This window comes from Aquipuribacter hungaricus, from assembly GCF_037860755.1.
GTDB lineage: Bacteria > Actinomycetota > Actinomycetes > Actinomycetales > JBBAYJ01 > Aquipuribacter > Aquipuribacter hungaricus.
In genome coordinates this window covers 1-10,645 of the sequence record NZ_JBBEOI010000019.1, presented here as the reverse complement: position 1 = coordinate 10,645, position 10,645 = coordinate 1, and the positions used below count along the sequence as shown (strand labels likewise).

Genomic DNA, 10,645 nt, shown 5'->3' with positions numbered 1-10,645 from the left:
GCGGGGGCCGGTCCGGGTCGAGCTCCACCGCCAGGCAGCAGCGGCCAGGCCCTCGGGGCTGGTCGGGTCCGGGGCGTGGTCGGGTCGCGCTGGTGGAACCGGCGCCGGAGTTCCGGGGGACGTCGGTGCAGGTGTGCGGGCTGTACCCGTTCGCTGCCGGCACCGGCTCGCCGATCGTGGGGGTGCCGCTGGGGCAGAACCTCATCAGCGGGGCCACCGTGGGCTGCGACCCCATCTCGTGGTTCCGCCGTGCGAACCTCATCGCCAACCCCAGCGCGTTCGTCCTCGGCCTGCCCGGCCTCGGGAAGTCCACCGTGGTCCGCCGGATGGCGCTCGGCCTGGCCGGCTACGGCGTGCTCCCGCTGGTGCTCGGCGACCTCAAGCCGGACTACCTGGACCTCATCACCGCCATGGGCGGCGACGTCCTCCCGCTGGGCCGCGGCCGCGGTCACCTCAACGTCCTGGACCCGGGGGAGTCCACCGCCGCCGCCCGCCGGCTCACGGGCCGGGCGCGGGAGGAGGTCCTCGCCGACGCCCACGGCCGCCGCCTCACCACGGTCAGCGCGCTGCTGACGATCGCCCGGGCCGCGCCACCGAGCGACCGCGAGGAGGCAGTCCTCGACCGGGCGCTGCGCGTCCTCGACGACCGGATGGCAGCCCAGTCCGGGTCGACGCCGCGCATCCCGGTGCTGGCGGACCTGGTGGAGGTGATCCGATCCGCACCGGATGACGTCCGGCAGGTCGCCCTCGACCGCGGAGACATCAACCGGTACCGGGCGATCACCGAGGGCCTGGAGGCGTCGTTGGTGGCGCTGGTGGAGGGGGGCCGGTTCGGGCGGATCTTCTCAGCGCAGACCACCACGCCCATGCGCCGGGACCGGCCGGTGGCCTACGACGTGTCCGCGATCGGGGACGGGGAGACCGACCTGCAGGCCGCGGTCCTGCTGGCGTGCTGGTCGACCGGGTTCGGGACGATCAACGTGGCCAACGCACTGGCCGACGCCGGCCTCGAGCCGCGCCGGCACTACTTCGTAGTCCTGGACGAGCTGTGGCGGGCGCTGCGGGCCGGCCGCGGGATCGTGGACCGGGTCGACGCCCTGACCCGGCTGAACCGTCAGCGGGGCGTCGGGATGGCGATGGTCTCCCACACCATGAGCGACCTCCTGGCACTGCCGACGGAGGAGGACCGGATGAAGGCCCGCGGCTTCGTCGAGCGGGCCGGCATGGTCATCTGCGGGGGCCTGCCGTCGGCGGAGATCCCGATGCTGACCTCCGCGGTGGGGATGTCCCGCGCCGAGCGGGACCTGGTGACGAGCTGGACCACGCCGCCGTCGTGGGACTCCCACCTCGGTGACGCCGCGGCGCCGCCGGGGCAGGGAAAGTTCCTCATCAAGGTCGGGGGCCGGCCGGGTATCCCGGTCAAGGTCGCCCTCACCTCGGTGGAGGGGGCGCTGAACGACACGAACAAGAAGTGGCGCGACGCGCCCGCCACGAGCGTCGTCGACGTCGACGTCACCGGGCAGGTCAACCTCCCCGCCGACCCCCTCGCCGAGCTCCCTGTCGACCTTACCCAGCCGGGGAGCAGGCACCAGAGCAGCGCACGGGAAAGCGGTCGGGGGAGCGGACCGGTGCCGGAGCGCACGGGCCCCGTGGGCAGCGGGATCGTGCCGTGAGCCCCACCGCCGAGCAGCTCAGGCGCCCCTCGTGAGCCCCTGGTGAGCGCGTCGACGCGACGGCCGGCGTCGGCCAGCTCGACCGACACCGTGCTGGTGTGGGTGGGGGTCACCGCGGCGGTGACCGTGACCGGTGTCGTGGCCGGTGGCGCGCACCTGGGTCACCGGCTCGACGGGACCGGGGTGGTCCTGCCCCGCAACCCGTTCTCGCTGCTGTTCGGGGTCCTGGGCGGCACGGTGCCGTGGACGCCGTCCGCGACCTTTGCCGCGGTGGGCCTAGGAATCCTAGTGTTGGGGACGCTGGTGCTGGTGGCTGTCCTTCGGGGCAGGGGTCGACGGCGTCGGGCGGGGGTGGACCGGGCCGCACCGCACCTGGCCCGGGGGAGCGTCCTGCGGCCGGTGTCCCGGCACGGTGCGGCCGCGACGGCTGCCCGCCTGGGCGTGGCCACGGCGAAGGGGGCGAGCCCGGGTCTGCCCATCGGGGTGTCCTTGGCGGGGCAGCCGCTGTTCTCCTCGTGGGAGGACAACGCGGTGGACATCTGGGGTCCCCGCACGGGGAAGACCACCGCCCGCGCGATCCCTGCCGTCCTCGCCGCACCGGGTGCGGTGCTGGCGACGTCGAACAAGCGGGACATCGTCGACGCCACCCGCGGCCCCCGCGCGGCGGCGGGCCCGGTGTGGGTGTTCGACCCGCAGGGGATCGTCGAGGAGCCCACCACCGGTCCCGGCGCGTGGTGGTGGAACCCGCTGACCTACGTCACCGACGAGGTGAGGGCGTCCGTGCTGGCAGACCTCATCTCCTCCGCGTCCAGGGACCCGGGCGCCCGGACGGACGCGTTCTTCGACTCCGCCGCCCGTGAGCTCCTGGCGGGGCTGCTGCTCGCGGCGGCGGTCGCCGACCGCCCGCTGACGCAGGTGTACCTGTGGCTGACCGACCCCACCGAGGACGAGCCGGTCGACCTGCTCCGGATCGCGGGCTACGTCCTGCCGGCGGCGGCGGTGGCCGGGGTCGTGCACGCCCCCGACAAGCAGCGCGGCGGCGTGTACGGCACGGCGCAGCAGCTGGCCTCGTTCATGACCAACCGGCGGGCGATGGGCTGGGTGACCCCGTCGTCCGAGGGAGGGGGTGCTCGGACGGAGTTCTCGCCGGCGGCGTTCGTCCGCGACGGCGGCACCCTGTACTCCTTGTCCAAGGAGGGCCGCGGGTCCGCAAGCCCCTTGGTGACGGCGCTGACGGTGGCGGTGACCGAGGCCGCGGAGCAGCTGGCCACGTCCTCGCCCGGCGGGCGGCTCCCGGTTCCCCTGGTCGCGGTGCTGGACGAGGCGGCGAACGTGTGCCGGTGGCGGGAGCTGCCGAACCTGTACTCCCACTACGGCTCCCGGGGGATCGTGATGATGACGATCCTGCAGTCCTGGTCGCAGGGGGTGGAGGTGTGGGGCCGCGACGGGATGCGGAAGCTGTGGTCGGCGGCGAACGTGAAGGTCTACGGCGGCGGTGTCTCGGAGGTGGAGTTCCTCTCCGAGCTGTCCCAGCTGGTCGGGGACTACGACCTGCGCCAGCTGTCCACCTCCCACGGCAGGGGTGGCCGGTCCACCAGCCGCTCCACCCGGCGTGAGCGCGTCCTCGAGGTCTCCGAGCTCGGTGCGCTGCCGCGCGGGAGGGCGCTCCTGCTCGCCTCCGGTATCCCGCCGACCCTCGTCCGCACGGTGCCGTGGATGGACGGCCCCGCGGCCGCCGAGGTGCGGGCGTCCATCGCTGCGCACGCCCCTGCCGCACGGCGTCCTCCGCCGGCGGCTGCCAGGCCCGCCCGGACCGTCACGGTCGCGGTCCCGGTCACCCCTTCTCCGTCGGCCGTCACCCGGCCCGGCGGGAGCTCGTCATGACTGCCGGCGCGGACCTGGGCAGCTCCCCGGTCGCGACGGTGACCGACGACCCGATCGGCGACCCGGCGGGCGTCGGGCAGGGGGGATGGGGGGCCACCGACGAGTGGGCTGAGGACACCGGCGCCGGCCCGGAGCCCGCCGACACGGCGTCGCCGGAGGAGGATGCCCCGCAGCTGTACTTCCCCACCGTGGAGGTCTTCGTCCGGGAGCTCCTGGCGCCGACGTACCGGCGCAGCCTGGACGGCCGGCACCGGACGTGGTGCCCGCAGTGGTGGCGCCACGCGGAGGCCATCGTCCGTCTGGACGCGTTGTGGCGGGCGTGGGAGCACCTGCGCCTGGAACCCGCGCTGGGCATCAGCGTGTGGCTGCGGGACCACGCCGATCCGCACATGGCCACGCTCTTGGACCCCGACGGCCCGTTCAAGGGGTGCAGCCCCGAGAAGGGCCACGACGCACGGCTCAAGCCGCTGCCGTGCGACGAGCCGCCCGTCGGCCTCTTCTAGCGCAGCGGTGCGGACCGGTCGACAGGCTCGTCCGGCGGTCGTTCGTCGGCTGCAGGATCAGCGCACGATGCGGCGCACGAGGCCGTCGAAGCCGTCCCCGTCTGTCACCCAGCCGTCCAACCCCATCGCGTCGAGCTCACGACGCAGCACCTCGCGCACCACCGGCACAGGGCGGTTGCCGTGGCTGTCCCGCAGCCGTGCGATGGTCGCGTTGAGCGAGGCCACGAGCTCCGCGTCTGGCTTGATGTGCTGGTCGAGGATGAGGTCTCGCAGGACCGCCTCGCTCAGGGCGTTGTCGTCGGCCAGCACCGAAGCAACGTAGGGCGGGGCTCGGTGCCTGTCGACGCGTCGACGAGGACGCGTCGACTAGCTCGTCACCTCCGGGGCGGGGCCGAGGTCCTGCGTGTCAGCCCGCCAGCCGTCGAGCCCTTGCCGGTCCAGCTCGCGACGCAGTGCCTCACGGACGATGTCGTCCGGTCGGCCCGCGTACCGGGCCCTGACCTGTGCGGTCACCGCCGCCGTCCTCGTCTCGAGCGACTTCTCTGCTGCGTCGCCTCTGAGGCTGACGTCGACGGCAGCGGCGACGCCGGCGTCTGTGTCGTCTGTGTCGTCTGCGCCGGCGCGATCTCGACGCCCGTCAGCAGCCATCGCTCGCTCCTCCCGTGCTCGTGTCACCGCGCGCGGTCGACTGCCGTCGGTGCCCGGTCGCTCGTGCGGGTGGCCGCCGTGCCCTACCCGTGCGGATGTTCGTCATTCCCCGAGAAGCGCTGGGTGAGCAGCCAGGGCTGTCAGGCGAGGCGGTTCGGGCCGGCTTCGGTCGGGCGGGGGCGGTCCTCGGGGTGGGCGCGGACGGCGAGGACGGCGCAGTCGTCGTCGGGGGAGCTCCCGACGAGCTCGGCCACCACCTGGTCCAGGAGGTCCTGCAGGCTGGCTGTGGCGTGGCGGGACAGCACGCCGCGGAGGTCGGTCAGGCCGTCGTCGATGCTGCGGCCGCGGTGCTCGACGACCCCGTCGGTGAACAGCAGGAACGTGGAACCAGGCAGCAGGACGTGGTCGTGGTCGCTGCGGGCGGCGCCGGGCTGGAGCCCGACCAGGAGCTCGGGGACGGTCGTGAGCACCTCGGTGCTGCCGTCGGCGTGCAGGATGATCGGTGGCAGGTGCCCGGCGTTCGTCCACCGCACCCGCCGGAGCCCCGCCTGCCTGTCCGCCTCGGTCTGCTCCACCCGTGCCATCACGAGGGTGGCGAGGGTGTCGGGGTGCAGAACGGTGACGGCCCGGTCCAGGCGGGCGACGACCTCGCTGGGCGGCTCCGCGCGGTCGAAGGCGTAGGCCCGGAGCAGCCCGCGCAGTTGCCCCATGCGTGCGGCGGCGGCGATGTCGTGGCCGGCGACGTCACCGATGACGACCGTGGTGCTGCCGTCGGGCAGGACGACGGCGTCGTACCAGTCCCCGCCTACGTGCTCGTCCACCGCGGCCGGGACGTACCGGGCACGGAGCTCCAGGTGGTCGGGCTCGGGCAGCCGGGTGAGCAGCGACCGCTGGAGGACCTCGGCGGCGGTGCGCCGTTCGGTGAGCAGCTGGGCGCGCTGCACGGCCTGGGCGGTGTAGCGGGCCACCGCTGCCAGGACGTCCTGCTGGTGTTCGAGGACGACGTAGGACCGGTCCCAGTACAGGAAGACGGCTCCGGCGACCTCGCCGCCGGCGACCAGGGGAAGGTTGGCGCTGGCGCCCATGACGGGCACGTCCGCCTGGTCGGTGATGGTGGGGTGGGCTGCCAGCAGGGCGTCCCGGTCGGGGTAGTAGACCGGCTGCCGGCTGCGGACGGCGACGGCGACGGGGGCGTCGGCGTCCCAGCCGATGCGCGACCAGGCCGCGTCGGTGCCGGGCGGCATCTCCTCCAGGGTGACGAAGTCCAGGTGCTGGCGGTGGGTGTCGGCGAGCAGGAGCCCGCCGCCGGCGGCGCCGAGCTCGGTGGCGACCACGTCGGTGATGGCGGCGGCGACCTGCTCCACGGTGGTGGTCGCGGTGAGCGCCTCGCTGAGGCTCAGCAGCAGGCGTCCGAACCTGCGGGCGTCCTCGGCAGCGACCTCGGCGCGGCGCGCCCGGTCGGCCTCGGCCCGCGCGGCGTCCCGCTCGTGCGCGGCCAGGACCTGTCCGGTGACGTCGCTGAGCACGGCGACGCGGTGGCTCAGCCTGCCCGCGGCGTCGAAGACGGCGGAGACGACGAGGTGGTTGTAGAAGGCGGACCCGTCGTGGCGGTAGTTGAGCAGGGTCACGCTCACCGTCCGGTCGGCCGCCAGCCCCTCGCGCACCCGCGCGACGGCGTCCGGGTCGGTGTCGGGTCCTTGCAGGAAGCGGCAGTTGCGGCCGAGGACCTCCGCGCTGGTGTGGCCGGTGAGCTGCTCGAAGCTGCGCGAGACCCAGACCAGGGGGTCGTCGTCGGCGGTGGGGTCGCTGATCGCGATGGCCAGGCCGCTGGACAGGACCGAGCGGTGGGCCCGGCTGGCGGCCGCGGCGGCCTGGGCGTCGGCGATGGCCTCGGGGAACCGGAGCGGGAGCAGCACCAGCAGGGACCGTGCCCGCAGCGGCTCGGGTGCCTCGTGCAGGGGCATCCCGATCGCCCACAGCGCCTCCCGGGCGGTGCTGGCCCCGGACTGCAGGGCGGCGCTGACCTGGCGGCCGGTGCTGGGGTCACCGGCCACGATGCTGGCCAGCGGGGTGCTGCTGTCGCCCAGCGGGCCCCCGGAGACCACCTGCAGCTGCGCCTCCCGGGACCAGGCCTCCAGGTCCGCAGGCAGCTCCAGACCCGGGGCGAGCTGCCGCGCGAGGTCGTTGACGAACACCACCGCCCCGGCGTCGGTGTCCACCAGGAGCACCGCCGCAGGGAAGTCGTGGGCGACAGCAGGAAGGGTCAGTGCCGCAGCCTCGGTCACGCTCGCCCGCCTCGTGCCGGGGCAGCTTCGGCCCGGTGGTGCGTCGCCCTTGGCACCCCCGAAGGCATGCCAGGGTCGGAGACTGGTCGCACGCGACCATCCTTGCGGACCAGCACCCCCCGACGGGTATCCGCGCGAACCCCGGCTGCTCAGGCGCCTCGAGCACGTGCGCCGCGACGGGTCAAACCCGCTGAGGCACGGCCCGCACCGTCACGGACCTCCGGACCCCCGTGTAGCGTCCATGTTCCCGCTCGAACAGCCCGGCGGCCACGAACCTCGGCGTATCCCGCGTGACGCTGAGGCGCCGCCCCGTCCCAGCCCAGAGGGACCGGTAGGCGTAGCGAGAGGCCCGCCATGAGCGGCGACACCCACCCGGAAGAGTCTGACCCGTCCGACGACGCGGTCGGTGGTGGAGCACGCGACGGAGTCCCAGGCAGCGACGCCCTGGCCGAGCTCGTCGATGCCGCGGACGACCTGCCCCTCGGTGAGCGGTGGGTGCCGACCCTGCCGCCGGTCGAGCTGGACCAGGCCATCGCGGAGCTGGCGAGCCTGTCCCTGGCCGGGACGTCGCTCACCGACGTGGTGCGGCAGGTGGCCACCCTGGCCCAGGCGAGCATCCCCGGCGCCGACGAGGTCTCCATCACGCTGGTCGAGGGAGCGAAGGCGCACACGGTCGCCTTCACCGGCGACCTCGCGGCGCAGCTGGACGAACGCCAGTACGACGAGGGTTCTGGTCCGTGCATGGACGCCGCCCGGCAGGGCGGCACCGTCCCGCTCTTCGACCTCGGCCGTGACCTCGATGATCACCGGCGGTACCCGCGGTTCGTGGACGCGGCCCGCCGGGCCGGGGTGACCGGGTCGCTGTCGGTCGGGATGGCTGTCCCCAGCCGCGTCGTCGGAGCCCTCAACATGTATGCACGCGGCGACGGCAGCGGCCTGGGCCCGTCGTCGGTGCCGGCGGCCGAAGCCTTCGCCGGCTACGCCGCGACCACCCTGGCCAACGCCCACCTGCTGCACTCCGCCCAGCGCGTCGCCGAGCAGATGAAGGCAGCCTTGGTCTCGCGCGCCACGATCGAGCAGGCCAAGGGGGTCCTCATGGCGCGCACCGGGTGCACGCCCGACGACGCCTTCGCCGAGCTCGTCCGCCTGTCCCGCTCTCAGAACCGCAAGCTCGCACAGGTCGCCGCAGAGCTGGTGGCCGCGACCAGCCAGCGCTGACGTCGGGCTTACCCAGCGGTGGCTGGTCGTCGTCTGCGGCTCGTGGAGCCAGCGTGCGGGCGCGGCCCAGGACGGTCGGCGGTGGACGTGCCGTGGTGGTGGCGCCACGCCGGGTCGTCGCCCGCCCGGGACAGGTTGTCGGGCGTGGGCCAGGCAGGTGATGCCGTCTCCGTCGGCTTCCGCCGGGGGACGCCCCGACCTAGCGTCGGGCCCGGGAGCCCGCTCGGTTCCCCTTCACGCCTGCGCTGGCGTGCATGCGGGCGGGCTCCCGCCATCGTGGGCGGCGGGGCGGCGCCCCTGAGGTCCGGCTCCGGCACGGGATGGTGACCGCTGCTGCCCCCGCGGGAGACCGCGGGGGCGGCAGCGCGGGGGTCGTCAGCGGGTGATGAACACGGGGTTGGAGTAGAACCAGAGGTCCGTCCACGGGTCGGCGTCGCCGATGACGTCCTGCTCGGGCTCCAGGCCGCTGGGGCCGCCGCTGGCACGGTTGCCGTCGGTGCCCCGGACCCGCAGGTAGAGCGGGCTCTCGTCGCGGTTGAACCGGTAGGTGAACTCGGCGACGCCGGCGTCCCGCTGGCGGGCGCTGACCTCCCAGGACTGGACGACGCGGGTGCCGGGTGCCGTCATGGTGTCCTGGTCCGCGACCGGTCCCGTGATGGGTCCGGCGATGAGGTCGACCCGGGCGAGCTGGGGGATGTCCTCGTTGAAGTTGGGTGTGCGGCGCAGGTCGACCGACACCGTGACCTCGACCCGGCCGCCGCGGGCGGCCTGGACGGTGTCGCCGATGGTGCCGACGCCGCGACGGCCACCGGTGGACACCGTGAGGCGCAGCCCGTCGATGAGGTTGCCGTGCACGAGGTACGAGCGGCCCGACCGCAGGGCCTCCACCACGGAGCCGTAGGAGAAGTCGCGGAGACCGAGGACCGTCTGGGAGTACTGGCCGGGCCAGAAGTCGCCGCGGCCGGGCACCTCGTCGCGGGTGAAGACCGGGTCCTTGTAGACGCCGTCGGGGGTGGGGGCGCCGCCGTAGGTCCAGGAGTCGCGGTACACCTGGTGGGAGTCCGACGTCGCGGTGACGAACCACGGCTTGCCCTCGGCGAGCATGGAGTCCCACACCCCGCCGACGGTCGAGGTGAGCCAGTCGAACCCGCCGTAGGTGCGGTAGGAGTCCAGCGGGTAGCCCGGGTAGGAGTTGGTCCCGGGGCCGCCGTCGTAGAAGCCGCGTCCCTCGCCTGCCCCGCCCTGCGAGACCGGGATGCCGGCGGCCTGGTGCCCGGGGGCACCTTCCATGCCGATGGACACGGTGGGCTCGGTGTCCCGCATGCCGCGGAACTCCGACGGCGCGTACCGGCCGCCACGGCTGGGGTGGTGGAAGATCTGCAGCGCGCTGTCGGTGCGGCCCGCGCGGACCTGGTCGCCCAGCCAGCGGACAGCCTCCCGGGCCCTGGCCTCGTTGGCCGGAGTCGAGGCACCGTTGCCGTTGATGGACGCGTCGTACAGCAGCTCGAACTCGCTCATGATCGCCAGGTCGTTGGTCCCCGGGGGGACGAAGACGGTGGAGTGGTCGCCTGCCGGCGGGTTCCACTCCAGGCCCTGGAAGATGAGCATGTCGGTGTGCTTCTGCCGCGCCAGCGCGATGTCGCGGTAGGTCGCGTTGACGCCGAACTTCTGGTGGAGCGGTCCGCCGTGGTCGGTGACGACGATCCAGTCCAGGCCGAAGCGGTTGGCGTGCAGTGCGTGCTGCTCGATGAGGTAGGGCGCGTCCGAGCCGCCGCTGTACTGCGTGTGCATGTGGTGGTCGCCGGCGGACCAGCGGAAGGAGTCTCCGCTGCGCGGCGGCCTGGCCGACGCCGTCGACGCCGCTGCCGGCGAGGCGCCGGCGAGGCCTGTCGCTCCCGCGACCGCACCGCTCGCGCCCACCAGCCCGACACCGCGCAGGAACGAGCGGCGGGCGACCTGCGCCGGGGTCAGCTCGGTGTCCGGGACCTCGACGTCGAGCTCGGGGCCCGCGACAGCGCCCTCTGCGGGTCCGTGGGAGTGCCCGCCCGGTCCGTGGGAGTGCCCGGCAGGTCCGTGGGAGTGCCCGGCAGGTCCGTGGGAGTGCCCGGCAGGGCCGGAGTCGTGGCGGTGCTCGTGCGGGTGCTGGTCCACTGCGTCTCCAGGTGTCCATCGTGTCGGCTGCTCGATCAGGCAGTCGCGGCCGTGAGCCAACACCGCCTGTAGCGCCAGGTGGACAAACGGCAGATGAAGCCTCGGCGACTTCTGGACGACACCCGAGGGCCTGGCAGCCCGACGGAGGTAGGTCCGCGCGGTCGGACTGGCGCGACCGCGACGCCGGCCGGACGAGGCTGGTCAGGTGCCCGCTGCCCGCGCGGCCGCAGCGGGGACCTGCCGGGGGGCCCCGCCGACCCCCCGGGTCCTGCGACCGCGCGAG

The 10,645-nt window shown here is 74.2% G+C and carries 7 protein-coding genes; 4 read left to right on the top strand and 3 right to left on the bottom strand.

What is annotated here, in order from left to right:
• Positions 1-92 precede the first annotated feature (92 nt).
• Genes WCS02_RS04755 through WCS02_RS04745 form a run of 3 tightly spaced genes read left to right on the top strand, consistent with a single transcriptional unit; the run spans position 93 to position 4,060 of the window.
• Positions 93-1,673 carry an ATP/GTP-binding protein gene (locus tag WCS02_RS04755; protein ID WP_340290466.1) on the top strand — a complete coding sequence of 527 codons (1,581 nt, stop codon included), beginning with the start codon at positions 93-95 and terminating at the stop codon, positions 1,671-1,673.
• Between the two features lie 42 nt (positions 1,674-1,715).
• A complete protein-coding gene (locus WCS02_RS04750) occupies positions 1,716-3,557 on the top strand; it encodes a type IV secretory system conjugative DNA transfer family protein (RefSeq protein ID WP_340290463.1) in 1,842 nt (613 codons plus the stop codon).
• The gene (locus WCS02_RS04745; RefSeq protein ID WP_340290460.1) at positions 3,554-4,060 is read left to right on the top strand and encodes a DUF4913 domain-containing protein; all 507 of its coding nucleotides are present in this window, start codon (positions 3,554-3,556) and stop codon (positions 4,058-4,060) included. The genes WCS02_RS04750 and WCS02_RS04745 overlap by 4 nt, the downstream gene beginning before the upstream one ends.
• Positions 4,061-4,117: 57 nt before the next feature.
• Here the strand turns inward: WCS02_RS04745 and WCS02_RS04740 are convergent, their stop codons facing one another.
• Positions 4,118-4,369, bottom strand: a complete 252-nt coding sequence (locus WCS02_RS04740) for a hypothetical protein (protein WP_340290457.1) — start codon at positions 4,367-4,369, stop codon at positions 4,118-4,120.
• Between the two features lie 479 nt (positions 4,370-4,848).
• Positions 4,849-6,993 carry a SpoIIE family protein phosphatase gene (locus tag WCS02_RS04735; RefSeq protein WP_340290454.1) on the bottom strand — a complete coding sequence of 715 codons (2,145 nt, stop codon included), beginning with the start codon at positions 6,991-6,993 and terminating at the stop codon, positions 4,849-4,851.
• 354 nt (positions 6,994-7,347) lie between these two features.
• On the opposite strand from WCS02_RS04735, the gene WCS02_RS04730 reads away from it, so the two are divergent.
• Positions 7,348-8,211, top strand: a complete 864-nt coding sequence (locus WCS02_RS04730; protein WP_340290452.1) for an ANTAR domain-containing protein — start codon at positions 7,348-7,350, stop codon at positions 8,209-8,211.
• Positions 8,212-8,586: 375 nt separating this feature from the next.
• Here the strand turns inward: WCS02_RS04730 and WCS02_RS04725 are convergent, their stop codons facing one another.
• A complete protein-coding gene (locus tag WCS02_RS04725) occupies positions 8,587-10,362 on the bottom strand; it encodes a CehA/McbA family metallohydrolase domain-containing protein (protein ID WP_340290449.1) in 1,776 nt (591 codons plus the stop codon).
• Positions 10,363-10,645: the final 283 nt, after the last annotated feature.

Excerpts from the sequence above, each read along its gene's own strand:
- WCS02_RS04730 (WP_340290452.1), top strand. The coding sequence starts at position 7,348 with ATGAGCGGCGACACCCACCCGGAAGAGTCTGACCCGTCCGACGACGCG.
- WCS02_RS04745 (WP_340290460.1), top strand. The coding sequence starts at position 3,554 with ATGACTGCCGGCGCGGACCTGGGCAGCTCCCCGGTCGCGACGGTGACC.